Annotated in this window: 28 protein-coding genes; 15 read left to right on the plus strand and 13 right to left on the minus strand. The window is 69.0% G+C overall.

Translation table 11 applies throughout. The features are described 5' to 3' along the window. Window positions 1–36 precede the first annotated feature (36 nt). Window positions 37–1083 (minus strand): hypothetical protein, encoded by a 1047-nt coding sequence (locus tag AC3ANJ_RS15810; protein WP_488317118.1) that lies wholly within the window; start codon window positions 1081–1083, stop codon window positions 37–39. Between the two features lie 101 nt (window positions 1084–1184). Here AC3ANJ_RS15810 and AC3ANJ_RS15815 point away from each other — a divergent pair, with 101 nt between their 5' ends. Next, entirely contained in the window at window positions 1185–1961 is a 777-nt protein-coding gene (locus tag AC3ANJ_RS15815; RefSeq protein WP_488317119.1) for a hypothetical protein, read from the plus strand. A 38-nt stretch (window positions 1962–1999) separates the two neighbouring features. Here AC3ANJ_RS15815 and AC3ANJ_RS15820 read toward each other — a convergent pair whose 3' ends face one another. After that, a complete protein-coding gene (locus AC3ANJ_RS15820; RefSeq protein WP_488317120.1) occupies window positions 2000–2635 on the minus strand; it encodes a helix-turn-helix transcriptional regulator in 636 nt (211 codons plus the stop codon). A gap of 114 nt (window positions 2636–2749) precedes the next feature. Between AC3ANJ_RS15820 and radA the strand changes: the two genes are divergently transcribed. Further along, window positions 2750–4120: a DNA repair protein RadA gene (gene radA / locus AC3ANJ_RS15825; RefSeq protein ID WP_488317121.1), complete on the plus strand. Its 1371-nt coding sequence runs from the start codon at window positions 2750–2752 to the stop codon at window positions 4118–4120. Between the two features lie 3 nt (window positions 4121–4123). Here radA and AC3ANJ_RS15830 read toward each other — a convergent pair whose 3' ends face one another. The 3 genes from AC3ANJ_RS15830 to AC3ANJ_RS15840 form a co-directional block, all read right to left on the minus strand. After that, window positions 4124–4528 (minus strand): dehydrogenase, encoded by a 405-nt coding sequence (locus AC3ANJ_RS15830; protein ID WP_488317122.1) that lies wholly within the window; start codon window positions 4526–4528, stop codon window positions 4124–4126. 229 nt (window positions 4529–4757) lie between these two features. Then, a complete protein-coding gene (locus AC3ANJ_RS15835; RefSeq protein ID WP_488317123.1) occupies window positions 4758–5396 on the minus strand; it encodes a hypothetical protein in 639 nt (212 codons plus the stop codon). Next, on the minus strand, window positions 5396–5893 hold the full coding sequence (locus tag AC3ANJ_RS15840) for an amino-acid N-acetyltransferase (RefSeq protein WP_406248962.1): 498 nt from the start codon (window positions 5891–5893) through the stop codon (window positions 5396–5398). The genes AC3ANJ_RS15835 and AC3ANJ_RS15840 overlap by 1 nt, the downstream gene beginning before the upstream one ends. A gap of 94 nt (window positions 5894–5987) precedes the next feature. Here AC3ANJ_RS15840 and AC3ANJ_RS15845 point away from each other — a divergent pair, with 94 nt between their 5' ends. Further along, complete coding sequence (locus AC3ANJ_RS15845) at window positions 5988–6473, plus strand: MarR family winged helix-turn-helix transcriptional regulator (protein WP_488317124.1); 486 nt, start codon at window positions 5988–5990, stop codon at window positions 6471–6473. Window positions 6474–6486: 13 nt separating this feature from the next. After that, window positions 6487–7281, plus strand: a complete 795-nt coding sequence (locus tag AC3ANJ_RS15850) for an SDR family oxidoreductase (protein WP_488317125.1) — start codon at window positions 6487–6489, stop codon at window positions 7279–7281. A gap of 64 nt (window positions 7282–7345) precedes the next feature. Here the strand turns inward: AC3ANJ_RS15850 and AC3ANJ_RS15855 are convergent, their stop codons facing one another. Next, window positions 7346–9877, minus strand: coding sequence for an ATP-dependent Clp protease ATP-binding subunit (locus tag AC3ANJ_RS15855; protein WP_406248959.1), 2532 nt, complete (start codon window positions 9875–9877; stop codon window positions 7346–7348). Between the two features lie 189 nt (window positions 9878–10066). Between AC3ANJ_RS15855 and AC3ANJ_RS15860 the strand changes: the two genes are divergently transcribed. The 6 genes from AC3ANJ_RS15860 (at window position 10067) to AC3ANJ_RS15885 (ending at window position 14389) form a co-directional block, all read left to right on the plus strand. Beyond that, on the plus strand, window positions 10067–10678 hold the full coding sequence (locus AC3ANJ_RS15860; RefSeq protein WP_488317126.1) for a hypothetical protein: 612 nt from the start codon (window positions 10067–10069) through the stop codon (window positions 10676–10678). After that, window positions 10678–11283: a hypothetical protein gene (locus AC3ANJ_RS15865; RefSeq protein ID WP_488317127.1), complete on the plus strand. Its 606-nt coding sequence runs from the start codon at window positions 10678–10680 to the stop codon at window positions 11281–11283. The genes AC3ANJ_RS15860 and AC3ANJ_RS15865 overlap by 1 nt, the downstream gene beginning before the upstream one ends. After that, window positions 11283–12026: a hypothetical protein gene (locus tag AC3ANJ_RS15870; protein ID WP_488317128.1), complete on the plus strand. Its 744-nt coding sequence runs from the start codon at window positions 11283–11285 to the stop codon at window positions 12024–12026. The genes AC3ANJ_RS15865 and AC3ANJ_RS15870 overlap by 1 nt, the downstream gene beginning before the upstream one ends. Further along, the gene (locus tag AC3ANJ_RS15875; protein ID WP_376176775.1) at window positions 12023–12253 is read left to right on the plus strand and encodes a helix-turn-helix domain-containing protein; all 231 of its coding nucleotides are present in this window, start codon (window positions 12023–12025) and stop codon (window positions 12251–12253) included. The genes AC3ANJ_RS15870 and AC3ANJ_RS15875 overlap by 4 nt, the downstream gene beginning before the upstream one ends. Before the next feature lie 206 nt (window positions 12254–12459). Next, complete coding sequence (locus AC3ANJ_RS15880) at window positions 12460–12822, plus strand: hypothetical protein (RefSeq protein ID WP_488317129.1); 363 nt, start codon at window positions 12460–12462, stop codon at window positions 12820–12822. A gap of 145 nt (window positions 12823–12967) precedes the next feature. Further along, window positions 12968–14389 (plus strand): dicarboxylate/amino acid:cation symporter, encoded by a 1422-nt coding sequence (locus tag AC3ANJ_RS15885; RefSeq protein ID WP_488317130.1) that lies wholly within the window; start codon window positions 12968–12970, stop codon window positions 14387–14389. Window positions 14390–14503: 114 nt separating this feature from the next. Here the strand turns inward: AC3ANJ_RS15885 and AC3ANJ_RS15890 are convergent, their stop codons facing one another. From AC3ANJ_RS15890 to AC3ANJ_RS15900, 3 genes are all read right to left on the minus strand, one after another. After that, the gene (locus tag AC3ANJ_RS15890) at window positions 14504–16270 is read right to left on the minus strand and encodes a cation:proton antiporter (protein ID WP_488317131.1); all 1767 of its coding nucleotides are present in this window, start codon (window positions 16268–16270) and stop codon (window positions 14504–14506) included. 129 nt (window positions 16271–16399) lie between these two features. Then, the gene (locus AC3ANJ_RS15895; protein WP_488317132.1) at window positions 16400–16630 is read right to left on the minus strand and encodes a DUF2795 domain-containing protein; all 231 of its coding nucleotides are present in this window, start codon (window positions 16628–16630) and stop codon (window positions 16400–16402) included. Between the two features lie 77 nt (window positions 16631–16707). Continuing rightward, entirely contained in the window at window positions 16708–17130 is a 423-nt protein-coding gene (locus AC3ANJ_RS15900) for an Hsp20/alpha crystallin family protein (RefSeq protein WP_488317133.1), read from the minus strand. Between the two features lie 124 nt (window positions 17131–17254). On the opposite strand from AC3ANJ_RS15900, the gene AC3ANJ_RS15905 reads away from it, so the two are divergent. From AC3ANJ_RS15905 to AC3ANJ_RS15920, 4 genes are all read left to right on the plus strand, one after another. Next, window positions 17255–17554: a MerR family transcriptional regulator gene (locus AC3ANJ_RS15905; RefSeq protein WP_488317134.1), complete on the plus strand. Its 300-nt coding sequence runs from the start codon at window positions 17255–17257 to the stop codon at window positions 17552–17554. Between the two features lie 41 nt (window positions 17555–17595). Next, on the plus strand, window positions 17596–18231 hold the full coding sequence (locus AC3ANJ_RS15910) for a phosphoribosyltransferase (RefSeq protein ID WP_488317135.1): 636 nt from the start codon (window positions 17596–17598) through the stop codon (window positions 18229–18231). A 41-nt stretch (window positions 18232–18272) separates the two neighbouring features. Continuing rightward, entirely contained in the window at window positions 18273–19322 is a 1050-nt protein-coding gene (locus AC3ANJ_RS15915; protein WP_488317136.1) for an LLM class flavin-dependent oxidoreductase, read from the plus strand. 125 nt (window positions 19323–19447) lie between these two features. Continuing rightward, on the plus strand, window positions 19448–19657 hold the full coding sequence (locus tag AC3ANJ_RS15920) for a methyltransferase (RefSeq protein WP_488317137.1): 210 nt from the start codon (window positions 19448–19450) through the stop codon (window positions 19655–19657). Window positions 19658–19749: 92 nt separating this feature from the next. Here the strand turns inward: AC3ANJ_RS15920 and pheA are convergent, their stop codons facing one another. Further along, entirely contained in the window at window positions 19750–20700 is a 951-nt protein-coding gene (gene pheA / locus AC3ANJ_RS15925; protein WP_488317138.1) for a prephenate dehydratase, read from the minus strand. 63 nt (window positions 20701–20763) lie between these two features. Here pheA and pgm point away from each other — a divergent pair, with 63 nt between their 5' ends. Then, window positions 20764–22407: a phosphoglucomutase (alpha-D-glucose-1,6-bisphosphate-dependent) gene (gene pgm, locus AC3ANJ_RS15930; protein WP_488317139.1), complete on the plus strand. Its 1644-nt coding sequence runs from the start codon at window positions 20764–20766 to the stop codon at window positions 22405–22407. 17 nt (window positions 22408–22424) lie between these two features. Here the strand turns inward: pgm and AC3ANJ_RS15935 are convergent, their stop codons facing one another. Genes AC3ANJ_RS15935 through AC3ANJ_RS15945 form a run of 3 tightly spaced genes read right to left on the minus strand, consistent with a single transcriptional unit; the run spans window position 22425 to window position 25372 of the window. Beyond that, a complete protein-coding gene (locus AC3ANJ_RS15935) occupies window positions 22425–23558 on the minus strand; it encodes a glycerate kinase (RefSeq protein WP_488317140.1) in 1134 nt (377 codons plus the stop codon). After that, entirely contained in the window at window positions 23555–24586 is a 1032-nt protein-coding gene (locus AC3ANJ_RS15940) for a LacI family DNA-binding transcriptional regulator (protein ID WP_488317141.1), read from the minus strand. The genes AC3ANJ_RS15935 and AC3ANJ_RS15940 overlap by 4 nt, the downstream gene beginning before the upstream one ends. 27 nt (window positions 24587–24613) lie before the next feature. Next, entirely contained in the window at window positions 24614–25372 is a 759-nt protein-coding gene (locus tag AC3ANJ_RS15945) for a sugar phosphate isomerase/epimerase family protein (RefSeq protein ID WP_488317142.1), read from the minus strand. Between the last annotated feature and the right edge of the window lie 8 nt (window positions 25373–25380).

Below are 25380 nucleotides of genomic sequence, written 5' to 3' on the forward strand. Positions count from 1 at the left end.
CCCCCCGACGCGACTGACGTGGGCTGCGGGCGGGGCTCACCAGGCCGCCGCGACCTCCGTGTGCGTCCGGAAGAGCCCCTCCGTCGACCCATCGGGAGCCCGCCCGATCCCGCACTCGGTGGCGACACCGAACGTCGGCGCGTATCGGGATGCCGCAGCGATCCGCCGCTCAGCCCCCTCCGTGCCGTCCTCCCGATGCACGAGCCCGATGTACAGCTCCTCCACCGGTTCCAAAGACGCGAGCGCCGCGAAGTACGCCTCATCATCGCGCTCGATCGGCACCGGAAGGTGAAGCCAGGTCAGCGATCGCGACGCCGCAGCCGTCACGGCGTTCGCGTAGCGCACCAGGTTCCCGGCATCCGTCGGCTCGACGAAGTGCTTCTCCCCCGCGTCGCCGTAGCAGAGGTGCACGCCGACCTCGGCATCCGTCGGCACCGCATCGATCAGCGAGGCGAGCCGGGCGACCAGACCGTCGAACGGATCACCGGGCCACCAGGCCTCCATGACCTTGCCGTAGCCGGCCGCCCGCTCGATGATCCCCATCTCGCTGGCGACGTCCCACTGCACGGCGAGGTCCTCGTGCGGGATCGCCTCGGCGATGCGCGCCAGCTCGCGCAGCATCGCGGCTGTGTAGACGGGCTCGATCGCGGCGCGATCCTCGCCTGCGAAGAAGGACGAGACGACGGCGACGGGTGTCGGCAGCGCCACCTGGAAGCGCACGCCCGAAGGCACGACTCCCTCCTCACGCAGGCGTGCGAAGATCGCGTAGGACTCGATCGCAGCATCCGCGTAGCCGAGCGGCGGCAGCTCGATCGCCGCAGCATCCACGCCGTCGGCGATGCGCAACGGGCGCGCGTCCAGCCCGGCGGGGAACGGGATCGGCTGATCGCCGACACGATCGATACCCGGGGCCTGCCCGAGCACGTCCGGCTGGAACATGATCCAGTGGAATCGCTTGCCGACCTCGCCGTCGGGGATCCGCTTGAGCCGGCCGCCGAGCATCTCCGCGGCCACGCGCATCGTCTTCTCGGCATCGTCGAAATTCACACTGCCCACGAGAAGGGCACCCTGCGGCATCGTCATGCATCCAGGCTATCCGCGCGTTATGTCCGGCTCGGCCGCGCTGCATCCGGACAGCCGGGAAGTTAGGATGGCCTAAACGGATGCTGAGCAGGAGGCGCACCATGAGCTTCGTCACCTCACCCGCACTCGACGAGACCGGGTACGTGGTCCTCGACCGCGACGACCGTGCCATCGACGCCGCCGAGTGGCAGGACCTCGAATACATCGGCTGGCGCTCCTCCGGCATCACCCGCTTCGCCCCGCTCACCAGTTACGCCGGCGACGTCGACTGCAACGGGTTCTGGAACCACACGCCGCCGCGCACCGACAAGGACGGCGTCTGGATCGAGCCCCACGTCGAACGAGCTCCGACCATCGTCGCGCGCGCCCAGGAGCCCGGTGCGAACATCGGCCGATGCCGTGTCATCGAGCTGCAGCCCAACACCTATGCCGACGCGATCTACAACCTGCACCAGGACGACAACAACCGGCTCAACGAGGACGGCACGGGCTGGGTGGTCCGCGGCATGCTCAACCTCACCGATGACCCCGACTCGCTGATGATCCTCCGCGAGGACCGCTTCGACCCGGCCACCGAGGTGCGCCTGCCGCTCCCGGCGGGATCCCGCGTCATCGTCGACACGCAGCGGTTCTGGCACGCGGTGTGGCACCGCGGCACCGCTCCGCGGTACTCGCTCATCACCTCGTGGACCTCGGGCCCCGAACTCGACGCCTACATCACGGCAGGGCACGGCGATCCGAACGCTCAGAGCGTGGCGCTCGATCAGCAGCTCGTCGACGACGCGCAGGTCGAACTGCACCGGCGCATCGAGGAGCGACGCCGGGCCTTCGAGGCGGCCGGCATCACGATGGAGCCTCCGGCTTCGCTGTACGGCTGAATCTCAGGTGCGGATGCCGCGGCATCCGCACCTGAGACTCAGGCCGCCCTGTCGGCCCGTTCGCCGGAGAGCCGCAACCGGACCGTGCATTCTTCGGCTCGCTCCGGCGCGACGACGCAGTCCGCGACGAGCGGACCCCCAGCCTCGGTCAGGACGCCCTGCATCAGCCCCAGATGCACGGCGCACAGCACCGGACGGTGCTCCGGACGCCCGGCGGCGTGCGGACAAGGTGTGAGATCGACGGTGAGCGCAGCGTCGTCGACGACCGGCTCGAAGCCGCTCTCCTCCAGGTGCTCGACGAGAGCGTCGAGCTGGTGGGTCGCGTCGCGTGCGAGGCCGGGCGCCGCGGAGGGCAGCATCCGACGCAGCAGATCACCGCGGCGCGCAGCGGCCGTGACCTTCTCGCGGGCCACGGGGCTGGAGGCCTCCGGTGCCCCCGTCGCCGCGCTGTACAGCGTCCTCGGGCGGCCGCGCGTCGTGCGGTGCTCGATCGACGCGATGACGTAGCCGCCCTCGATGAGGCGCTGCAGGTGCTCGCGGATCGTGTTGGCGTGCAGCCCCGTCGCCTCGCGCAGCTCCTGGATCGAACGCTCGGGTCGCGCCTGCACCAGATGCAGGATCTGCACCCGGGAGTAACTCGAGATCGGCCCGTATGCGGGTCTGGCGGTGGCCATGTCTCCATTGTGTCCGACCCGTCTGACCGGATGCCGAGCAGCGGGCCGTGAATAACCGTCGGCGCGGACCGCTTCGCCGACCGGTTTGTCGGATGCCGCGGCTACCCTGAGTCCATGGCAAGAACCCGTCCCGCTCCCCCGGCCTTCGTCTGCACGGAGTGCGGGTGGACGGCCTCGAAGTGGGTGGGACGCTGCGGCGAATGCCAGCAGTGGGGCACGGTCGTCGAGCAGGCGACGTCGGTGGGGATCGCCCGCCCGCAGGTGACAGCGCTCGCACCGTCGGCAGATCGTGCCGCCCGGCCGATCTCGCAGATCTCCACGGCAGAATCGCCTCGGCGCACGAGCGGGGTCGGCGAGTTCGACCGCGTGCTCGGCGGCGGCGTCGTGCCCGGTGCGGCGATCCTGCTCAGTGGCGAACCGGGCGTGGGCAAGTCGACGCTACTGCTCGAGGTCGCCGCGCAGTCGGCGCGGGCGGGGCGGCGCGTGCTGTATGCCAGCGCCGAGGAGTCACCGGCGCAGGTGCGCCTGCGCGCCGAGCGCACCGGGGCGCTGCACGACGAGCTGTATCTGGCCAGCGAGACCGACCTCGCCACGATCCTCGGGCACATCGACGCGGTGCAGCCCGAGCTCGTGATCGTGGACTCCGTGCAGACCGTGGCATCGTCGCTGATCGACGGCGCCGCCGGGCAGCCGAGCCAGGTGCGCGAGGTCGCGGCGACGCTCATCCGCGTGGCGAAGGAACGCAGCCTCCCGATCATCATCGTCGGCCATGTGACCAAGGACGGCCAGATCGCCGGCCCGCGAATGCTCGAGCATCTCGTGGACGTCGTATGCCATTTCGAAGGCGACCGGCAGACCTCGCTGCGGTTCATCCGTGCACTGAAGAACCGTTTCGGGCCGACCGACGAGGTGGGCTGCTTCGAGATGGCCGGGGACGGGATCCGCGAGGTTCCCGACCCGTCCGGACTGTTCCTGTCGCAGGGCGCTGCCGAGCCGGGCACGTGCGTCGCGATCGCGCTCGAGGGGCGGCGCGCGATGCCGGTCGAAGTGCAGGCGCTGACGATCAAGGCGTCCGGCCCGAACCCACGTCGCGTCGTGCACGGGCTCGACGGGTCGCGCGTGGCGATGGTCCTCGCGATCCTGGAGCGTCGTGCTCAGATCCCGACCGGCAGCCTCGACGTCTACGTCTCGACCGTCGGCGGCGTGCGCTTCACCGAACCGGCGGCCGACCTCGCGATCGCCCTGGCCGTCGCCGGCTCCATCGAGCAGATCTCGGTGCCCCGCTCGATCGCCGCGGTCGGCGAGCTCAGCCTCGCCGGCGAGGTGCGCCCGGTCACCCAGGCCGCACAGCGACGCAGCGAAGCGGCGCGACTGGGATACGAGCGGGTCGTCGACGAACGATCCCAGACGCTGCGCGCGGCGATCGATGACGTCCGTGCGGATCGCCGTCGCCCGCGTCCCGTCGACGACATTCCGCCGTTCTGAGTTCTACGCGAGCGCCTTGAGCAGTTCCTGCGGCTCCGCCTGCATCGGATGCGGCCCGGCGATGTCGAGGAAAACGGTCGTCACGGTGTCGGCGTGCTTCGCGAGGAACGCCCGCAGCCAGTCCGCCGAGTAGATGCCCACGCCGGGCGGAAGGTTCGCCGGCTTGTTCTTCGCGTCGCTGAACAGCAGCAGCGCGACGTCGCCTGTGTGGGGGTCGCGGTACGTCCAGACCTCACCGCTGTCGAGCGGGTTGTCCCTGGCGCCGGGCTTGACCAGCGGCACGACGGTGATGCCGTGCCGCAGTGCCAGAGCGACCGCGGCCACATCCTGCTTCTCGAGCGCCGTGGCGAGTGCCTCGGAGCGGAAGTCCTCGGGTGCGGGCTTCTTCGCGGTCTTCTTACGAGCCATGCATCCATCTTAAGGATGTGGGGCCCTCTCGAGTCCTCCATTGGGGACTGGGGTACTCGAAAGGGCCCTCGGACTCTCGATCGGTGAGTGTCGAAGCGCTGGGGACGCTGAATACGACGCCACTGGGGATGGCATGAACACCGAATCAGTTCCGAGAGTCATCTCTATGGTATCCCAAACACCCTGGGAAGTCAGCCCTGCACGTCGAAACGCTTCTCGCTTCAGGCCGTCACTGCAGAATGATCTGGCGCGTGCCCGCGCTGTCGAACCCGCCGATCGAGACGGCCACGTGATACGACGCCCCGCCAGCAGGCGCACGCTGCCGGTTCTCGTCGTCGCAGGTCGTCGTGCTCGACCGCGTTCGGTCCCAGACCAGAGGCGTCGCGCTCGGCACCGTCTGGCCGGCCGTGAGCGTCACGATCATGCTGCTCGATTCTGCCTGGCAATCCGTGGATCGCCACCACAGGTCATTCCCGCTCGTGATCTCGAAACGCTGGGTCGCGGTTCCGACGTCGATCGTGCAATCCGTCGCTCCCTTGTTGGTCAACGAGATCGACAGCTGCGGAAGCTGTTCGGGTGCGTACGTCTCGGCATCCGTCACGGCGAGCACTTCGATGTCGGCGGCCTCGCAGGCGACGATGCCCGGGGTCTCGGATGCCGACGGCGTCGGCGTGTCAACGGCGGTCGGCGACGGGCTCTCCGGCGTCGTCGTCTGGCTGGTCGTGAGGTCGGGGGTCGCCTCCGGCGCCTCCCACGGGCGCGCGATCAGCGCCCAGGCTCCTGCCGCGACCAGAGCGATCACGAGCAGCAGGACGAGCACGACGGCCAGTCGTCGGCGGCGATACACCGCTGCGGTGCGCTTGGCCATCACAGTTCCTTCAGCATCCGGGTGTTCCCGAGCGTGTTCGGCTTGACGTGAGCGAGATCGAGGAACTCAGCAACGCCTTCGTCGGGGCTGCGCAGCAGCTGCGAGTAGACGTCCGGGTCGACGACCTGCTCGCCGATGGGCGCGAAGCCGCGGCGCGTGAAGAACTCGACCTCGAAGGTGAGGCAGAACAGTCGGGTCAGCCCGAGCTGGACGGCCCGGTCCTCGAGGGCGCTGACGATCGCGCCTCCGACGCCGTGGTGCAGCCAGTCCTCGCGGACGAGCAGCGTGCGGATCTCGCCGAGGTCCTCCCACATCACGTGCAGCGCGCCGCAGCCGATCAGTTCCCCGTCGCGCTCGGCGACCACGAACTCCTGGGTTGCGCCGTAGAGGACCGCGAGGTCCTTGCCGAGCAGGATGCGTCGGTCCACCATCGGCTCCAGCAGGCGATGGATGCCGAGGATGTCGGCGCTGCGCGCGGGGCGGACGGTATAGCTCACGGCATCCAGCCTAGAACTCGTCGGCTGGGCACTCCGTGCACATCGCCCGAGCAATTTAATTGCCTCTGGCAACTATCGGGCGTACGCTGACGAGATGGGATCGCATCTGCCGGAGCTCCTGACCGCCCTCACGCGCCTCACGACGCACTGGTCGTCAGCGGGCACGCAGTATGCCGTCGCAGCCGCAGCCGGCGTCGATGTGGACCCGATCGACATTCCACCGCTCTACGTGCTCGGCCTCGAGGGCCCCGCACGGGCCGGCGATCTCGCGATCGCCCTGCGCCTGACACGGCCCACCATGAGCAAGCAGCTGAGCCGGCTGGAGCGAGCAGGGCTGATCGTGCGCGCCCCTGACCCGACGGATGCACGCGCCTCGATCATCCGGCTGTCCGCGACCGGCCACGACGTCCACGAACGTCTGGTCGCGCAGGGACTGTCGATGGTGACGGACGCGCTGTCCGGATGGGAGCGTGCGGAGGCGGCGCTGTTCGTCCCCCAGCTCACGCGATTCGTCGAGGCCCTGACAGACATCCCGACCGCAACCGCGATCGGCGAAGGAAGGCCGCCGACGCGGTCATGAAACGGAGGACACAATGGCACGCACGTATGTCGTGACCGGATCGGCATCCGGCATCGGCGCCACCACGGCGAAGCTCTTGAACGAACGCGGCGAGCGCGTGATCGGCGTCGATCTACGAGGCGCTGACGTCGAGGCCGATCTGTCGACCGCGCAGGGACGCATCGATGCGGCCGCCCGCGCCGTCGAAATCGCCGGTGGAACCATCGACGCCGTCATCGCGTGCGCGGGCATCTCGGCACCCATCCCGAAGACGATCTCGGTGAACTACTTCGGCGTCACGGAACTGCTCGAGCACCTGCGCCCCGCTCTCGCGACGTCTGCGGCACCGCGCGCCGCCGTCGTGTCGTCGATGGCATCACTCCAGCCGAACTCGCCCGAGATGGTCGAGGCCGCCCTGTCCGGTGACGAGGCGGAGGCGCTGCGCATCGCGGAAGGGCTCACGGCCCAGGGCCCCGAGCTGGGTTACCTCGTCTACCCGGCCTCGAAGCGTGCGCTCGCCCGCTGGGTGCGCCGCACTTCGATCACGCCGGAATGGGCGGGTGCCGGCATCCCGCTGAACGCCGTGGCACCGGGTACCGTCGTGACGCCCATGACCGCGGGGCTGCTCGAAACAGCCGAGGGCCGTGCGATGGTGGACGCCGCCGTGCCGATGCCGCTGAACGGCCACCAGCCTCCGGAGTCGATCGCGAACCTGCTGATCTGGCTGACGAGCGTCGAGAACAGCCACCTGGCCGGACAGGTGATCTACGACGACGGCGGCGCGGACGCGACGCTGCGCGGAGACGACATCTGGTCCTGGAACGACTGACGCCCGTCACGGCCCGGATACGACGAAGGGCGGATGCCTCAGCATCCGCCCTTCGTCGTTCAGATCACTCTCCGCTGGCGACAGCCAGGTCGGGCGTTCCGGAGATCGCTCCACCGCCGGTGTTGATCCCGACCGAGACCTTCTCGCCGCGCGGCTTGGTCTCGAACAGGAACTTGCCGTCGGCCGAGTCCACCTTGACGTGGTCTCCGGCGCTGAGCTCGCCGTGCAGGATCTTCTCGGACAGCTGGTCCTCGATCTCACGCTGCATCGCGCGGCGCAGCGGCCGGGCACCGAGCGCCGGGTCGAAGCCGACCTCGATGAGGCGCTCCTTGGCGGCCTGCGACAGCTCGACCGTCATGTCGCGGTCCAGCAGGCGGTCGCTGAGGCGCTTCACGAACAGATCCACGATCTGCACGAGCTCCTCCTTCGACAGCTGCGGGAAGACGATGACGTCGTCGACGCGGTTGAGGAACTCGGGCTTGAAGTGCCGCTTGAGCTCTTCGTCGACCTTGCCCTTCATCCGCTCGTAGCTGGTCTGCGCGTTGCCCTCGATCTGGAAGCCCACCGGGCCTCCGGCGATCGCAGACGATCCGAGGTTCGTGGTCATGATGATGACCGTGTTCTTGAAGTCCACGATCCGACCCTGACCGTCGGTCAGGCGACCCTCTTCGAGGATCTGCAGCAGCGAGTTGAAGATATCAGGGTGGGCCTTCTCGATCTCGTCGAAGAGGACCACGCTGAACGGCTTGCGACGCACCTTCTCGGTGAGCTGGCCGCCCTCTTCGAAGCCGACGAACCCTGGGGGGGCACCGAACAGCCGCGAGACGGTGTGCTTCTCACCGAACTCGCTCATGTCGAGCGAGATGAGCGCGCCCTCGTCGTCGAACAGGAACTCCGCGAGCGCCTTGGCGAGCTCGGTCTTTCCGACGCCGGTCGGGCCGGCGAAGATGAACGAGCCGGAGGGACGCTTCGGGTCCTTGAGGCCCGCGCGCTGGCGCCGGATCGTGCGGGACAGGGCCGCGATGGCCTCCTCCTGCCCGATGACGCGCTGGTGCAGCGCCTTCTCCATGAAGACGAGTCGGCTGGACTCCTCTTCTGTCAGCTTGAACACCGGGATGCCGGTGGCCTGTGCGAGCACTTCGGCGATCAGGCCCTCGTCGACGACCGCCTGGGTCGCGACGTCGCCCGAACGCCACTGCTTCTCGAGGCGGAGCCGCTCGGCGAGCAGGCCCTTCTCCTCGTCGCGCAGGGATGCGGCCTTCTCGAAGTCCTGCTCCTCGGAGGCGGCTTCCTTCTGCTCGCGGACCTTCGCGATCTTGTCGTCGAACTCCCGCAGCTCGGGCGGAGAGGACAGGATGCTGAGCCGCAAGCGTGCGCCGGCCTCATCGATCAGGTCGATCGCCTTGTCCGGCAGGAAGCGGTCGCTGACGTAGCGGTCGGCGAGGTTGGCCGCCGCGACGAGCGCGCCATCCGTGATCTGCACCTTATGGTGCGCCTCGTAGCGGTCACGGAGACCCTTGAGGATGTTGATCGCGTGCGGGAGGCTCGGCTCGTTGACCTGCACCGGCTGGAAGCGGCGCTCGAGCGCGGCATCCTTCTCGAAGTGCTTGCGGTACTCGTCGAGCGTGGTCGCACCGATCGTCTGCAGCTCGCCTCGGGCGAGCAGCGGCTTCAGGATGCTGGCGGCGTCGATCGCGCCCTCGGCGGCGCCCGCACCCACGAGGGTGTGGATCTCGTCGATGAAGACGATGATGTCGCCGCGCGTGCGGATCTCCTTGGTGACCTTCTTCAGGCGCTCCTCGAAGTCACCGCGGTAGCGGGACCCGGCGATGAGCGAGCCGAGGTCGAGCGAGTAGAGCTGCTTGTCCTTCAGCGTCTCGGGCACATCGCCCTTGACGATGGCCTGCGCGAGGCCCTCGACGACGGCCGTCTTTCCGACACCCGGCTCGCCGATCAGGACGGGGTTGTTCTTGGAACGACGGGAGAGGATCTGCATGACCCGCTCCGCCTCCTTCTCGCGCCCGATCACCGGGTCGAGCTTGTTGTCGCGCGCGGCCTGGGTCAGGTTGCGACCGAACTGGTCGAGAACCTGCGAGCCGCCCTGAGCGCCCGACTGGGTCTCGTGCGTCTGCGCGCCGACGGCTGCCGGCTCGCGACCGGGGGCGCCGGAGAGCAGCTGGATGACCTGCTGGCGGACCTTGTTCAGGTCGGCGCCGAGCTTGACCAGCACCTGGGCCGCGACGCCCTCACCCTCGCGGATGAGGCCGAGCAGGATGTGCTCGGTGCCGATGTAGTTGTGGCCGAGCTGCAGCGCTTCGCGCAGGCTCAGCTCGAGCACCTTCTTGGCACGGGGCGTGAAGGGGATGTGGCCGGTCGGCTGCTGCTGGCCCTGGCCGATGATGTCCTGCACCTGCTCGCGCACCGCGTCGAGCGAGATGCCGAGACTTTCGAGCGCCTTGGCGGCGACGCCCTCGCCCTCGTGGATGAGGCCGAGCAGAATGTGCTCGGTTCCGATGTAGTTGTGGTTGAGCATCTTCGCCTCTTCTTGGGCGAGGACGACCACTCGACGGGCTCGGTCCGTGAATCTCTCGAACATGTTCACTCCTTGGTTCGCACGTGGTTCGCACGTGGCGAAGCTTGTACATCGAGAGTAACCACGCAGAAGAAGCTGTATGCCCGTGTTCGCCGTGGGCATAGCACCTGGGGGCGGGGTCTTGACACTCCTTATCGACTGTCGTTATGTTAACGACCATCGATAACAACGACTATCGATAAGGGGTGGATGATGAGTCGCAACACCAAGCATTCCCGTCTGGAAGCCGTGACCCTCGGGGTCGTCGCCACAGGCGCCGTGAGTATCGCCATCGCCGCCGTGGTCGGCGCGACGGGCGCTGCTTTCGAGATCTTCGGGTCGCCGGTGCCGGTCTCTCTGCCGGTGCACGATGCGCCGATGGGTGCCATCGCGGATGCCGCTGGCGTGGCCTCTGCGGAGTACACGCAGTCACTCGTGTCTTTCGACACTCTGGGCACCGGGACCCGTTGGCTGCTGTGGGGCGAGAACGCGCTGCCGGCGCTGGCGACCGTCATCGTCTGCATGTCGCTGTGGTGGCTCGGACTGTCGCTGATCCGTCAACGCGCGTTCCGGACGTCGATGCCCTCGGTTCTGGGAACCGCCGCGATCGCCTTGGTGGTCGCGGGCATGTTCGGTCCTCTTCTGGGGGCGATCGCCCGCGCCCAAGTGGTGGAGCAGCTCCCCTCGTCCGAGGCAGGCATGTTCTGGATGTTCCTGTACCAGCTCGACCCCGCCCCGATCGGCTGGGGCATCGCGCTGGCGCTGGTCGCGACGGCTTTCGAAGTGGGGCAGCGACTGCAGAAGGATACGGAGGGGTTGGTCTGATGGAACCCACCCGATCAGAGCGCGCAGACGCGTTCACCGTCCTCCTCTACGGCGTCGGTGCGGCCGTCATCGTGGGGATCGGCACGTGGCTCCGGGCGGCCGGCGTGTTCCGCGACGACAGCATCGCCTGGACGATACCGATCGATGAGCAGCCGATCGAGGCCACCGCGGAGTCCGGCGCGATCGCAATCGACGGCATTGCGCAGGAGGCGATGATCTTCGCCACCGATGTGAACGCGGGCGCTGTCGCCGCGATCATCGGCGGCATCGTCCTGTGGGCGCTGACGGCGCTTGTGGTCATCGGGGCAGTCATGCTCGTGGCGTCGAACTTCCTGCGAGGCCGCGTCTTCGTCCGAGGGAACGCGTGGGCGTTCACGATCATGGGCTGGATGCTGTCGATCGCCCCCTTGGTGATCGTCGGTCTGGACAACATCGCACGCAACGGCGTGCTGGCGGCGGCCGGATTCGGCGGGGGCGAGACCGTGCATCCGATCGAATTCTGGGCGGCGATCCCGGTGGTCGCCGGTGGTATCGCTGTCGGTCTCATCGCGGTCGCGTTCCGCCGCGGCATCCGACTTCAGAAGGAAACGGAAGGGCTCGTCTGATGGTCACCGCAGGAGGAGAGCTGCTGGCTTCGCTCGGCTGGATCGCGTTGGCCTTGATCGCGATCGCAGCCATCGTCGGCTTGGCCATCTGGCGAGGTCGTCGTCGGGGCAGCAGGACCATCGCGTTGGATGCCGCACTGACGGTCTCGGGCCTATGGGTGATGCTGTCGGCCGTTGGCGCACTCATCATCATCGTGAAGGCGTTCACGGTCGACTGGGCAGAGTTGAACGGCACGACGACGATCTGGATCGGCTGGCCCGACGACATCCCGTGCTCATCGTCCGGAGCCCCGGGAACCCTGTCGTGCGGCGGGAGCAACTTCGCCGACTTCACCGTCGGAGGCGCTTCGCTCGGGCTCAGGACGCTCGCGACAGCCGCGCAACTGTGCACGTTGGCATTCACCACGATTCCCGCCGCCATGCTCGCGGCGATCTGCTTCCAGACCCTTCGAGGGCGCACGTTCTCCCGCACCGTCACGCGGGTGCTGTACACGGGAGCGATCTGCGTCGTGGTTCTGGGGATCGCCTCGGAGTTGCTCAGCAGCATTGCCGCGACCGTCGGCCTCCGGGAAGTGTTCGACGAGGGATCCGAGTGGTACCCGATGAGTTTCCAGCTCACTCTGACACCGCTGCCTTTCGTCGGCGCTCTCGGGCTTGCCGCCCTGGCTGCGGTGTTCAGCCAGGGCAGCCGTCTGCAGGCCGAGCGGGATCAGCTCGAGCGCGAGACAGAGGGGCTGGTATGACTCCGGCCGACTCCGACGACGAGTTCACCGGCATCCACTGCCGACTCGATGAACTGCTTGCCGAGCGCGGGATGACGCTGACGGAGCTGAGCGCCCGGGTGGGCGTTTCGATCGTGAACCTGTCGGTTCTGAAGAACGATCGAGCAAGGGCGATCCGGTACTCCACGTTGCGAGCGATCTGCGATGCGCTCGAGTGCGAGGTGGGCGAGCTGCTCGTGCTGGCGTAGAGGAGCCACCGCGCCGTGGTCAGTGAGATCCGATGGACTCTCAACGTCGAGACACAGGGGGCGGTGGCTCGACACCAGTGTCCGCCTCTTGCGGTTTCAGCACAAGACGTTCGTTCGTCGAGCGCCCGCCACGTTCACGCCGCATGGGCACTTCTCCCCACCACCCACACCTATCAATCAGCTGAGAACGCGCTACCGTTGTTGCCATGAACAGCGACCGGAAACTGCGTACCCGCCTCCTCACCGCTGTGCCGATCGCGGCACTGGCGTTCTCTCTTGCAGCGTGCGGCGGCTCGGCCGCTGAGCGCCCCTCGACCTCAGAACTCAGCGAGGGCGTCACGATGATCCTCGAAGACGGCGGCATCACTGTCGGCGACGGCGAGGACGATCAGCTGACAGCCGACCAGGTCGACTGCATCTCGGACGAACTGATCGCCTCCGACATCCCCGACCAGGACCTCGCCAACCTCGCCGAGGGCAAGGACGAGCAGAGCTCGCAGGAGACGTACGACCTCGTCTCCACGACGATGACCGAAGCCGTCCAGACGTGCGCGGCTCCCGCGGAGTGACCTCCCGCTGAGACACCTCTTCGAACGGTGACGGATGCTTCGGCATCCGTCACCGTTCGTCATATCGACCCTGGGAATACGCTGAACGGCTTAGCGTTGACTCCCATCGGCGTGCGCCCCGGCACGCCCAGGATTCGGAGTCTCCATGAGCACCACCTCCCGCGCCCAGAAGGCGCCAGATACCCGTAGCCCCGCGCGCAAGCTGCTGACATCCTTCGGCTTCCAGATCATCGCGGCCCTCGTCCTCGGCATCGTCGCCGGACTCATCGGCCGCCAGCTGGGCGCCTCCGCCGAGAACCCGACGATCCTGTCCGACACGCTCGACAAGATCGGCAGCTCATACGTCACGATCCTGCGTGCGGCCGTCGTCCCGCTGATCTTCACCGCCATCGTCGCCAGCATCTCGAACCTGCGCCGCGTGCAGAACGCCGCGCGCCTGGCCGGCCAGACCATCCTGTGGTTCTGCATCACCGCGTTCATCGCCGTGATCATCGGCATCGTGCTCGGCCTCGTCATCCAGCCGGGCGCACGCGCCGGTGAGGGCCTCGAGCCCGGCGACCCGTACACGGTCGGCACCTGGTGGAACTTCCTTCTCGGGATCATCCCGCAGAACTTCCTCGGCCTGACCGTCTCCACCGGCCCCGGCGCCGTCGACGGAACCTTCTCCTCCAGCGTCGGCTTCAACATCCTGCAGGTCATCGTCGTCGCTGCCGTCATCGGCATCGCAGCGCTCAAGGCCGGCAAGAAGGCCGAGCCGTTCCTCGTCTTCACCGAGTCGCTGCTCAAGGTCATCCAGCGCGTGTTGTGGTGGATCATCCGCATCGCCCCGATCGGAACGTTCGGCCTCATCGGCTCCGCCGTCATCAAGTACGGCTGGGACAAGCTCGTCGGCCTCGGCTGGTTCGCCGGCGCCGTCTACATCGGCCTCGCCCTCGTCCTGTTCGTCGTCTACCCGATCCTGATCCGCACCAACGGCCTCTCGATCAAGCAGTACTTCTCGGGCGTGTGGCCCGCGGTGCAGCTGGCCTTCGTCAGCCGCTCCTCGATCGGCACCCTGCCGCTCACCGAGCGCGTCACCGAGCGCAACCTCGGCGTGCCTTCCTCGTACGCCTCGTTCGCCGTGCCGCTCGGCGCCACCACCAAGATGGACGGCTGCGCCGCGATCTACCCCGCGATCGCCGCGATCTTCGTCGCGCAGTTCTTCGGCATCCAACTGGACTTCTTCCAGTACCTGCTGATCGTCGTCGTCTCGGTGCTCGGCTCGGCCGCGACCGCGGGAACCACGGGCGCCGTCGTCATGCTGACCCTCACGCTGTCGACGCTCGGCCTGCCCCTTGAGGGCGTCGGCCTGCTCCTCGCGATCGACCCGATCCTCGACATGGGCCGCACCGCGGTCAACGTCGCCGGTCAGGCACTCGTCCCGACGATCGTCGCCAAGCGCGAGGGCATCCTCGACGAGGACCTCTACAACGCGCCCCGCGAGGGCCTTCCGTTCGCGGATGACTCCGCCGGCGAGTCGGATGCCCCGGAGAAGGATGCCGAGGCGCAGCCCGCCGGGGTCCGCTGACGCTCCTTCGCGAAAGAGAGACGGGGTGACTGCTGATCAGCAGTCACCCCGTTTCGTCTCGCTCCGCTCGCTCAACGAACGAGGGGTGCCGTCCTCGCTCAACGAACGATCCATCTACGCCCGGGACTGGGGGCGCGTGGCGCCCCGGGTGTCCAGGGCCAGCTCCTCGGCATCCATCGCGGTGATCAGCTCGCGCATGAGCTCCTCGTCGAGGTTGCCGGCATCCCGCTCCTGCAGCAGGATCTCGCGCCGCACATGCAGCCAGCCCTTCGACAGTGCGACGAGGTCCTCGTAGGTCGGACGCGTCGCGGCATCCTCGGTCTCCTGCGCCTGGTCGGTGTCCTTCTCGACCTTCGTCATCCGCTTCGCGAACGCGTCGAAGAGCGACAGATCGGCTTCACCGTGCTCCCGCGCCCACTCCCGCCGCTCGCGCTCCAGGAACTCCGCGCCCGCCTGCCTGGTCCGCGCCCGCACTGCGGCGAGCTCCGCGGCATCCTGTTCCTCGTCCACATCGCTCGCGACACCGAGTCCCCTGATCAGCACCGGCAGCGTCAGCCCCTGTAGCAGCAGCGTGCCGACCGTGACGACGAACGCGACGACGACGATCGCGTGGGACGCCTCGGCATCCAGCTCGGCGAGGTCGGCTGCGGCGAGCGCCGTCGCCAACGTCACCACGCCGCGCATGCCGGCCCACGAGATGACGGCGTTGTCCTTCCAACTGAGCGCCGGTTCCGTGAGCCGAGCGCGGACCTCCTCGGGCGTCGCACGCCTGCGCTCGCGCCGACCGGCCCGCTCCGGATGCTTCGCCGCGAACTGCTCGCTCCGCTCCCCTTCCCGTCGTTCTCTGCGCTCCCATTCCCCCGAGGCGAGCGCCTTCTCCCAGCGCCGCAGTCGTGCCCGCTGCATCCAGACCGCCCACGCATGCGCCGGATAGATGTACGCCGGACGCACCACCAGCACGACCACCAGCACGACGCCGGCGAGCATGAGGATCTCGCCGACCGACTCACTGCCCACATCACTGATGACACGCGGCAGCTGCAGCCCGATGTAGGCGAACACGAAACTCTCCAGCAGGAAGTCCGCCGACAGCCACAGCGGCGCCTCCTGCTGCCGGGTCGTGTAATCGGTCAGCGGCGCGTTGTACCCGACGTACAGGCCCATGGCGACGACCGCGAGCACGCCGGAGCCGCCCAGATGCTCGGCGATCGCGTACGCGCCGAATGGCACGAGCAACCCGAACGTGCCGATCACGACCGGGTCCGAGATCCGCACCCGAAGCTGGTGCAGCAGGATGCCGAAGACGAGCCCCACCGCGACGCCGAGGACCACGGCGACGACGAACTGCCAGACGCCGTCCGGCACGCTGACGGTTGCCCCGAGCACGATCGCCGCGAACACCCGGTACAGCGTCAGCGATGTCGCGTCGTTGATGAGGCTCTCACCCGACAGCACCGTCATCACCCGGCGCGGCAGGCCGAGCTTCCGACCGATCGCGGCGGCGGACACGGCATCCGGCGGCGCGACGATCGCCCCCAGCAGCAGAGCACCGGGGAGGGTCAGCGACGGGAAGATCAGCCACGCGACCAGCCCGACGACCAGGGCGGTGATGAGGACCAGCCAGATGCCCAGCCGACGGATCTGCGGCAGGCTCCGCTTGAATCCGACGAACGACACATCAAGCGCCGCCGAGTACAGCAGCGGCGGCAGCACGAGGTTCAGCAGCACATGCCCGTCGATCTCCAGCTCGGGCACGAACGGCAGGAAGGACACCGCGAGCGCAACGACCGTCACCAGCAGCGGGGCGGGCCATCCTCGCCATCGGGCGAAGGCCGCCACGGAGATCGCACCGACGAGGACGTAGAACAGCTCGGCATCCATGCGGTCAGGGTATCGCCCGGTCCGATGATCCACCCCCGGCGGCCGGGCCTCCCGACAACGGCGAGACCCCGCCGCATCGACGTGGATACGGCGGGTCTCATCGGCGAGAAAGGTTCTCGAGGCCTCCGGTCAGGCGGTCGCGAGCGCACGCGCTGCCGCTGTGACGTCGTCCAGGGCACGATGCGCGAGGTGGTACCGGATGTGCCAGCGGGCGCTGAAGCTCTGCTCCGGCAGGTGCTCCAACCTCGCACGCTCCCGCGGGTCGAGTCCTTCTCGGGCTGCTTCCCGGAGGAGGTCGTCCTTCGTCGCGGGGTACTCCATGCTCGCGAGGAAGGCGTCGAGTGCGGGGGATACGGCCATGATGATGCTCCTCTCTGATCAGGGTGAGGATGCCGGGGTGGGGCGGCCACCCCGGCATCCGGGATCCGGCCGGCGGGTCAGGCCGTGACGGCCTGGCGCTCGTCGCGGGACTCGATCGCGATCTTGCGCGGCTTGGCCCGCTCGTTCACCGGAATGATGACGGACAGCACGCCGCTCTCGTACGACGCGCTGATCCCGTCGATGTCCACACCGTCACCCAGCGTGAACTGGCGCAGGTAGTTGCCGGTGGTGCGCTCGCGCGCGAGCCAGCGGACGCCGTCTCGGACGTCTCCGGTGCGCTGAGCGCGGATCGACAGCTGGCCGCCGTCGACGTCCACGTCGATCGTCCCCGGGTCCACCCCGGGCAGATCCGCGCAGAGCACGTACCGGTCGCCGTCTCGGAAGAGATCCACCGGCATCACCCGCGGGGACCGGGCGGAGTCGAGCACGGCCGCTGCGAACCGGTCGAGCTGGCTGAGGGGATCGATTGTCATTGCCATGAGCGTTCTCCTTTCGTCTTCAGTGACTCAGCTTGGTCTCTGCAGATAATCTGCAGTTTCAGCTGTATATTTTTTATAGGACGATTCGAGATGATCTGCAAGTTCGAGTGAGGAAATTCTCAGCATGGTTCAGCGAGATTCGAGCACCCCGCTGTACGGCATCGCCGTCGCCGCGCAATTGTCCGGCGTGCCCGAGGCCTCGCTCCGCCTGTTCGAGGCCAAGGGGCTGCTCACACCGTCCCGCAGCGATGGCGGCACACGCCGCTACAGCGACGACGACGTCGAACGCCTGCGCCGCGTCACCGACCTGCGCAGCGAGGGCGTGAACCTCGCCGGCATCCGGCGCGTGCTCGAACTGGAGGACGAGAACGCGGACCTCCGATACGAGCTCGCCGGCGAACAGGACACCTCGACCGGGGCTTGACCCATCCTGTCCTCGGGCGTAAGCCGGAAGCAGGAGGCGAGATGGAGAGGTTCACGGATCGGAAGGATGCCGGACGGCGACTGGCCGCACGGTTGACCGAGCGCGACTGGGAGGATCCCATCGTCCTGGCGCTCCCTCGAGGTGGCGTGCCGGTCGCTGCGGAGGTCGCCCGCGCACTGGACACGGAATTCGACGTGCTCGTCGTACGCAAGCTCGGCGTGCCCGGCCACGAAGAAGTCGCAATGGGCGCGATCGGCGAAGACGGCGCCACCGTGCTCAACGACGACGTCATCGGCATGGGCTCGATCTCGGCATCCGCCGTCGCGGCCGCCCGTGAACGCGAGGGCGGCGAGGTGGAACGCCGCGTCGGCCTGCTGCGTGAAGGCCGTCCGGCTCCTGAACTCGCCGGCCGAACGGCCGTCGTCGTCGACGACGGCATCGCGACCGGTGCGACGGCGCGGGCCGGGTGCGCGATCGCTCGGACGCGAGGCGCCGCGCATGTCGTCCTGGCTGTCCCGGTCGCCCCGCCGGATGCCGCAGCCCACGTCCCCGAGGCGGATGAGGTGGTCTGCGTGCTCACACCCGAGTCGCTGATGTCCGTCGGCATGCACTACATCGACTTCGCGCAGGTGTCCGACGACGAGGTCGTCGAACAGCTCCGCGCGTTCCGCGCCTGACGGCGGGAATACCGGCCTTCCGGCGCCGGTTGCATCCGGGGATGTCTGCACACGCCGCCCCCGCCCTTTCCGTCCTCGACCTCGTCCCGGTGCGCACCGGGCAGACCAGCACGGAGGCGATCGCGGCATCACTCTCCCTGGCTGAGGTCGCCGATCGCCTGGGGTACCGCCGGTTCTGGTTCGCCGAGCACCACAACATGCCGGCCGTGGCATCCACCACTCCCCCTGTACTGATCGCCGCCGCGGCCGCACGCACGAAGAGGCTGCGCCTGGGCTCGGGCGGCGTCATGCTGCCCAACCACGCGCCGCTGATCGTCGCCGAGCAGTTCGCCGCTCTCGAAGCCATCGCTCCAGGGCGCATCGATCTCGGTCTCGGCCGCGCACCGGGCAGCGACCCGGTCATCACGCAGTTGCTGCGCGGCTCGGGCACGACGAGCGACGTCGAGCAGTTCCCCCGACACGTGCAGGACATCACGCTGCTGCTCTCCGGCGAGGGCGCGCAGGTGCAGTTCACCTCCGGTGGTGAGTACACCGTCCGCTCGACCCCTGCCGCGACCGGTGTGCCGGAGGTGTGGCTGCTGGGCTCCAGCGACTACTCCGCGCAGCTCGCCGCGGCGCAGGGCCTGCCCTACGTGTTCGCGAACCACTTCTCCGGCCAGGGGCTCGAGCGCGCGCTCGACCTCTACCGCTCGGGATATCAGCCGAGCGAGCAGCACCCGACGCCGCGGACGTTCCTCACGGTGAACGCCGTCGCCTCGCCGACGCAGGAAGAGGCCGAGGCCCGCGCCCTCCCGCAGCTGCGCATGATGTCGAGGCTCCGCCTGAACAAGCCGCTTACTGCACTCGAGACCGTCGAGGAGGCGCTGTCCGCGGCATCCGACCCCGCGACCGAGCAGATCGTCCAGGCCGCGCGCGAACGCTGGTTCGTCGGAACCGGCGAGTCCGTCGCCGCCGAGGTCGCCGCCTTCGCTGCGAAGCACGGGGTCGACGAGGTCATGCTCTCGCCTGTCGCCGGAGCCTACGAGGCCGAGCCGAAGGATGCCGCCGCGGGCCGCGCTCAGACGCTCGAGCTGGTCGCCGCCGCTCAGTAGCTTCCGAGGCTGCCGGCGAGAAACCACCTCCGCGCTGGTTTCTCGCGCGGCGACGGGTTTCTCGCGACCCCTGGCGCGCCCCCGCGGTGAGGCGTACGGTCAGGAGCATCGGAGAAGGGAGCGCCATGAGCACCACGAAGACACGCGCACTGTGGGTCGCCTACGGGACGAACGGCGTGAGCGGGAGCATCCGGCACGAGGACGAGGGCTATGTCGTCGTGATGGCCGGGGCGGATGACGTGACCGGGACGTACCCGAGCCTGGAATCCGCCAAGGGGGCGCTGCACTCGCACATGCCGCCAGGCAGTGCGTGGCCGCGGTTCCAGGAGCACTGAACCGGAGAGGGGCAGGCGCAGGGGTCGCGAATCGTCGCCTCAGGCGGCATGACGCGACCATCTGCGCCACTCCGGGAGACGGCGCGTGACGCCTACGCTTCGGGTTCGCCCGAGAGCAGTGCCCGCAGCCAGTCCCGTGCCTCGACGAAGATGTCGTCCGAATAGCGGTCGGGGTACTGCACGATCTGCCGGTCCGCACGCGGATACGACCCGAGGAAGACCACGCGGGGGCTGAAGCGCCGGATGCCGAGCAGGGCGTCTGCCATCCGCTCGTCTTCCACGTGCCCATCGGCGTCGATGACGAAGCGGTAGCGGCCGAGCTCATCCCCGATCGGTCGCGACTCGATGAGCGACAGGTTGATGCCGCGGGTCGAGAACTGCTCGAGCATCTCGAGCAGCGAGCCTGGGTGATCGTGCGGCAGCTCGACGATGAGCGACGTCTTGTCCGCGCCGGTCGGCGACGGCGGGAGCGTCGTGCGCGTCACCAGGACGAACCGCGTGACCGCCTGCGTGTTGTCGCCGATCTCGGACGCCAGCACTTCGACGTCGTAGTGGCTGACGATCCCGGGGGCGGCGATGGCGGCCTGTGCGGGGCTCGTCCCGTCGAGCACGCCGATCGCGGACGCCACATTGCTCGCCGCCGGCACATGCGAATGGTTCGGCAGGTTCTCGCCCAGCCAGCCGTGGCACTGCGCGTACGCGACGGGGTGAGCCGCGATCACCGAGACGTCCTCGAGCTTCGTCCCGGGCGGGGCGACGAGCACGAAGTTCACCCTCACGAGGTACTCGCCGATGATGCGCAGCCCCGCGAGGGTCGCCAGGGCATCCTGCGTCGTGGAGACGCCGCCCTCGATCGAGTTCTCGATCGCGATCATCGCGGCATAGCTGCGGCCTTCGAGCACGTCGGCGAGCGCTTCGCCGACGTTGTGCACGGCCCGCCAGTCCTGCCCTCTGGCCTCCGCCACCTGATCGAGCGCCGCCTCCGTGAAGGTGCCGGCAGGGCCGAGATAGCTGTAGGTGCGCCGTTCAGTCACGCGTTTCACCTTAGCCCTGAAGATGTCGACTCGAAGGTGCACGCGTGCGCGGTTTGGGGGCAGACTGTTCACATGACGAGCCGTGCCGGCCTCCCCGCGGAGGAAAGTGACCTCATCGATGTCGACGAACTGATCGCCGCGTACTACGACCGCCACCCGGATCCGGCGGATCCGGCGCAGCGGGTCGCGTTCGGCACGAGCGGTCATCGCGGATCCGCGCTGGCCGGCAGCTTCAACGAGAACCACATCCTGGCCACCACCCAGGCGATCGTCGACTACCGCGCAGCCCAGGGGATCACCGGTCCCCTGTTCCTGGGCCGCGACACGCACGCCCTGTCGCTGCCCGCCGAGCGCAGCGCCATCGAGGTGCTCGTCGCGAACGGCATCGACCTCCGCGTCGATGCGCGCGACTCGTGGGTGCCGACCCCCGCGCTCAGCCACGCGATCCTCACGCACAACAAGGGGCTCGCCGCGGACGCCCCCGGCCGCGCCGACGGCATCGTCGTCACGCCATCGCACAACCCGCCCCGCGACGGAGGCTTCAAGTACAACCCTCCGCACGGCGGCCCCGCCGACACGGATGCCACCGGCTGGATCGCCGACCGCGCCAACGCCCTGCTCGAAGCAGGCCTGGAAGGCGTGAAGTTCGAGCGCTTCTCCGACATCGACTGGGACGCACTGCCCAACTACGACTTCCGCGAAGCGTACGTGCGCGACCTCGCCTCGATCATCGACATCGACGCGATCAAGAGCGCAGGCGTCCGCATCGGGGCCGACCCGCTCGGCGGCGCGTCGGTGGACTACTGGACGCTCATCAAAGAGGTCTACGGCCTCGACCTCACGATCGTGAACCCCGAGGTCGACCCGACCTGGCGCTTCATGACGCTGGACTGGGACGAGAAGATCCGGATGGATCCGTCCTCCCCCTCCGCCATGGCCTCGCTGGTCGCCCGCAAGGCCGACTTCGACGTGCTCACCGGCAACGACGCGGATGCCGACCGCCACGGCATCGTGACTCCGGATGCCGGGCTCATGAACCCGAACCACTACCTCGCCGTCGCGATCGACTACCTGTTCTCGCACCGCTCCGAGTGGCCTCGGGATGCCGCGATCGGCAAGACCCTCGTGTCGTCGATGATCATCGACCGCGTCGCCGAATCGCTCGGCCGCCGCCTGCTCGAGGTCCCCGTCGGGTTCAAGTGGTTCGTCCCCGGTCTGCTCGACGGCTCCGTCGCATTCGGTGGCGAGGAGTCGGCCGGTGCCTCGTTCCTCCGCAGGGACGGTTCTGTCTGGTCCACGGACAAGGACGGCATCCTGCTCTGCCTGCTCGCGGCCGAGATCATCGCCGTGACCGGCAAGAGCCCGTCCGAGCGCTACCGCGAGCTGGAGGAGGCGTTCGGCGCCTCGGCCTACCAGCGCGTCGATGCCCCGGCGACGCCGGCGCAGAAGACCGCGCTGGGGAAGCTTGCTCCGGATGCCGTGGCCGCCGGCTCTCTCGCAGGAGAGCCCATCACCACGAAGCTGTCGCACGCGCCCGGCAACGGCGCCGCGATCGGCGGGCTGAAGGTGCAGACCGAGCACGCGTGGTTCGCCGCGCGCCCCTCAGGGACCGAAGACGTCTACAAGCTGTATGCCGAGAGCCTGCTCGGCGCGGATCACCTCGCCCAGGTGCAGGAGGAGGCGCGCGCCGTCGTCAGTGAGGCACTCGGGGGCTGACGCCGCGGCTCGGGCGCTCAGCGACCGAGGTGAGCACGAGCGAGCGCGGCGCCCGCCGCACGCAACCACTCGGCGGCATCCGCCTGCGCCGCCTCGCCGGAGCCGGCCAGTTCCGTCAGGCTCGCGGATGCCGCGAAGGCGCTCGTCTCGGCATCCGATGTGATGCGGCCGGCGGCCAGCAGAGCGGGCACGCCGGCATCCGCTGCGAGGTCCGCGACGAACGAGGGGACCTTGCCGTCTCCGGACTGACCGTCGAACGAGCCCTCTCCGGTGATGACGGCGTCCGCGTCGGCGATCGCACCGGCCAGGTCGATCAGCTCCGCGACGGCATCCGCACCGGGCGTCAGGGTGGCACCCCACGCGACCAGCGCCGCGCCCGCACCACCGGCGGCCCCCGTCCCCGGGTGCTCGGGGTCCAGGTGCAGCAGCTGTGCGAGGCGCGCCAGCGCCGCATCCACCGTCCTGATGTCGTCGGGATCGGTCAGGCCCTTCTGCGGACCGAACACGGCAGCAGCACCGCGCTCACCGGCGAGCGGGTTCGTGACATCCGTCAGCACGCGCACGTCCGGCGCCGGCCAGAGACCGACCCGATCGACCGAGACCACGTCGAGCAGCCCGGCGGCGCCCGGCGCGACCTGCTGGCCGTCGCGGTCGAGGAACCGTGCGCCGAGCGCGGTGAGGAGTCCGATTCCGCCGTCGGTCGACGCGCTGGAACCGATGCCGAGCACGAGGCGCGACACCCCGGCATCCAGAGCGGCGGCGATCGCCTGTCCGAAGCCCGTGGTGTCGGCGTCCCACGGGCGCAGCTCGTCGAGAAGCTCGATGCCGGACGTGGACGCGAGGTCGACGACGGCAGTGCCGCTCGGCGTCCCCGGAGTCGGGGGCAACCACAGCCAGGAGCTCGTGATCGGCTCACCGGCCGGGCCGTCGACGATGACCGAATGCCTCTTCGCGCCGTCGACCGCGGCCTCGAACGCCGCGACCGTGCCCTCGCCGCCGTCCGCCATCGGGCGCAGCAGGAACTCGGCCCCGTGCTCGACCTCTGCCCACCCCTGCGCGAGGGATGCCGCGGCATCCGCAGCGGAGATCGACCCCTTGAAGCTGTCCGGGGCGATGACGATGCGGCGGGGATGACCGCCGACGCCGCTCACGGCGTGCTCTCCCGCACGATCACCTCGAGGTCGAGCAGCGTCTGCGTCCAGTCCTCATCCACCGTCGCACGGAACGCCTGATACCCGACCTCGGTCAGCGGCACGTGCACGGTGGTGAGCGGCGGCGTCACGTCGAGACTCACCGGCACGTCGTCGAACCCGCAGATGGCGATGTCGGAGCCGATCTCGCGCCCGGCATCCCGGATCGCCGCCATCGCGCCGATTGCGACGACGTCGCTCATGCCGAACACCAGCGTTCCTGGCTCGATCCCGTCGGCCAGCGCCGCGGCCATCGCCGTGGCACCCGACTCGCGCGCGAAGCCGGAGCGGTACACCCGCTCGGCGGTCCCACCACCGGCGGTGAAACCGGCCTGGAATCCCGCGATGCGGTCGTCGGAGGTGCGGATGCCCTCCGCGGCGGCCAGCACCACGGCAGAGCGGTATCCGCGGGCGGCCATCGCCTCGCCCAGCATCCGGGCTCCGGCGACGTTGTCGATCTCGACGATCCGCTCATCCGCGATGCTGCCGCCGAACGAGACGACGCGGCCGCCGAGCCGCGAGAAGGCCTCGACCTCGTCGTGCATCGCGGTGTCCTCCGCGCCTCGCGATGCCGCCAGGATCAGGCCCTGAGGCCGCTGCCCTCGCAGCGCCCGCACGAGGCGCAGCTCGCGCGCGGAGTCGCGCTCGGTCACCGCGATCGTGACGATGAGGCCCTGCTCGTCCGCCCCGCGGGCGACACCCGAAGCGATGAGACCGAAGTACGGGTCGGCGATGTCGGCGACCAGCAGCGCGATCACCGATGACGTCCCGCGGACCGTCGCCTGCGCGAGGATGTTCGTCGTGTAGCCGAGCTTCGCGGCCGCCTGCTGCACACGCTCGCGGTTCTCGCCCTTGACGTTGCGGACCGAGCCGTTGAGTGCTCGGGATGCCGTGGCCAGCGAGACACCGGCCTCCCTCGCGACATCGTGCAGCGTGGGGGTGGCGCCGCGCCCAGGGCGCGAGGCCTGCGGGTCCTGAACTGGGGTCATGATCCAGAGCCTACTGTCGGTGATGGCTCAGACGCCGTCACGGTACGTCCTCAGCACCGCGGCCTCGCGCGCGAGCACAGCGGGGTCGTCATCCGGGACGAATTCCAGCAGGGCATCCTGCGGTGGCACAGGCGTCGCGGATGCCGCGGTGAAGAACTCCCGCCACAGACCGTCGCGATCGGCCAGCGGCAGTCGCTCCGCACGCGGCCACCACGAGAACACGTGCACGGCGCTGACCCGGTCGGCGATCGCCCGGTACTCGTCGACAGCGACGTCGTCGGCCGCGCCGACCGTGGGCTGCCAGTACGTGCGCAGCGCCGGGTGGTCGACCTCGTCCAGCACCCGGAGGGTGGTCTTGGGCGCGTTCGCGAGCGTGCCGCCGTGGAACTCGAGGGCGAGCTGCATCCCGCGCTCGGATGCCGCGGCCGCTGCCTCGCGCAGTCGGTCGACCGTGCCCGCGTGCTCGGCGTCGGTCGCATCAGCGGCATCCACCGACCCCGCCCACACGCGTATCCGGCCCGCGCCGAGTTCGGACGCGCTGTCGAGGATCGGAGTGATGTCCTCGCCATCGCCCGCACGGAAGTACGACCCGTACGAGGCGACGGCGAGTCCGGCATCCGCTGTCAGCGCGGCGACATGACGGGCCGTTGCGGCGTCGCCGGGCGGCACGTGCACGTCACCGCCCCACTCGATCGATTCCAGACGGGCCTGCGAGGCGAGCGACACGACGTGCGCGGCGTTCAGCCCGCGGAAGGTCACCGAGCACAGTCCGATGCGGATGGTCATGACACCAG

The sequence above is a fragment of the Microbacterium sp. STRO-1N genome, assembly GCF_057748015.1.

Bases quoted from the DNA above. Each gene is read 5' to 3' on its own strand.
- AC3ANJ_RS15890 (WP_488317131.1), bottom strand. From the start codon at position 16,270: ATGGATGCCGAGCTGTTCTACGTCCTCGTCGGTGCGATCTCCGTGGCG.
- AC3ANJ_RS15865 (WP_488317127.1), top strand. From the start codon at position 10,678: ATGGAACCCACCCGATCAGAGCGCGCAGACGCGTTCACCGTCCTCCTC.
- AC3ANJ_RS15820 (WP_488317120.1), bottom strand. From the start codon at position 2,635: ATGGCCACCGCCAGACCCGCATACGGGCCGATCTCGAGTTACTCCCGG.
- AC3ANJ_RS15835 (WP_488317123.1), bottom strand. From the start codon at position 5,396: ATGGCCAAGCGCACCGCAGCGGTGTATCGCCGCCGACGACTGGCCGTC.
- pgm (WP_488317139.1), top strand. From the start codon at position 20,764: ATGACGAGCCGTGCCGGCCTCCCCGCGGAGGAAAGTGACCTCATCGAT.
- AC3ANJ_RS15855 (WP_406248959.1), bottom strand. From the start codon at position 9,877: ATGTTCGAGAGATTCACGGACCGAGCCCGTCGAGTGGTCGTCCTCGCC.
- AC3ANJ_RS15860 (WP_488317126.1), top strand. From the start codon at position 10,067: ATGAGTCGCAACACCAAGCATTCCCGTCTGGAAGCCGTGACCCTCGGG.
- AC3ANJ_RS15885 (WP_488317130.1), top strand. From the start codon at position 12,968: ATGAGCACCACCTCCCGCGCCCAGAAGGCGCCAGATACCCGTAGCCCC.
- AC3ANJ_RS15905 (WP_488317134.1), top strand. From the start codon at position 17,255: ATGGTTCAGCGAGATTCGAGCACCCCGCTGTACGGCATCGCCGTCGCC.
- AC3ANJ_RS15830 (WP_488317122.1), bottom strand. From the start codon at position 4,528: ATGGCTCGTAAGAAGACCGCGAAGAAGCCCGCACCCGAGGACTTCCGC.
- AC3ANJ_RS15870 (WP_488317128.1), top strand. From the start codon at position 11,283: ATGGTCACCGCAGGAGGAGAGCTGCTGGCTTCGCTCGGCTGGATCGCG.
- AC3ANJ_RS15845 (WP_488317124.1), top strand. From the start codon at position 5,988: ATGGGATCGCATCTGCCGGAGCTCCTGACCGCCCTCACGCGCCTCACG.
- AC3ANJ_RS15910 (WP_488317135.1), top strand. From the start codon at position 17,596: ATGGAGAGGTTCACGGATCGGAAGGATGCCGGACGGCGACTGGCCGCA.
- AC3ANJ_RS15850 (WP_488317125.1), top strand. From the start codon at position 6,487: ATGGCACGCACGTATGTCGTGACCGGATCGGCATCCGGCATCGGCGCC.
- AC3ANJ_RS15900 (WP_488317133.1), bottom strand. From the start codon at position 17,130: ATGGCAATGACAATCGATCCCCTCAGCCAGCTCGACCGGTTCGCAGCG.
- AC3ANJ_RS15895 (WP_488317132.1), bottom strand. From the start codon at position 16,630: ATGGCCGTATCCCCCGCACTCGACGCCTTCCTCGCGAGCATGGAGTAC.
- AC3ANJ_RS15915 (WP_488317136.1), top strand. From the start codon at position 18,273: ATGTCTGCACACGCCGCCCCCGCCCTTTCCGTCCTCGACCTCGTCCCG.
- AC3ANJ_RS15920 (WP_488317137.1), top strand. From the start codon at position 19,448: ATGAGCACCACGAAGACACGCGCACTGTGGGTCGCCTACGGGACGAAC.
- radA (WP_488317121.1), top strand. From the start codon at position 2,750: ATGGCAAGAACCCGTCCCGCTCCCCCGGCCTTCGTCTGCACGGAGTGC.
- AC3ANJ_RS15880 (WP_488317129.1), top strand. From the start codon at position 12,460: ATGAACAGCGACCGGAAACTGCGTACCCGCCTCCTCACCGCTGTGCCG.
- AC3ANJ_RS15940 (WP_488317141.1), bottom strand. From the start codon at position 24,586: ATGACCCCAGTTCAGGACCCGCAGGCCTCGCGCCCTGGGCGCGGCGCC.
- AC3ANJ_RS15810 (WP_488317118.1), bottom strand. From the start codon at position 1,083: ATGACGATGCCGCAGGGTGCCCTTCTCGTGGGCAGTGTGAATTTCGAC.
- AC3ANJ_RS15875 (WP_376176775.1), top strand. From the start codon at position 12,023: ATGACTCCGGCCGACTCCGACGACGAGTTCACCGGCATCCACTGCCGA.
- AC3ANJ_RS15945 (WP_488317142.1), bottom strand. From the start codon at position 25,372: ATGACCATCCGCATCGGACTGTGCTCGGTGACCTTCCGCGGGCTGAAC.
- AC3ANJ_RS15815 (WP_488317119.1), top strand. From the start codon at position 1,185: ATGAGCTTCGTCACCTCACCCGCACTCGACGAGACCGGGTACGTGGTC.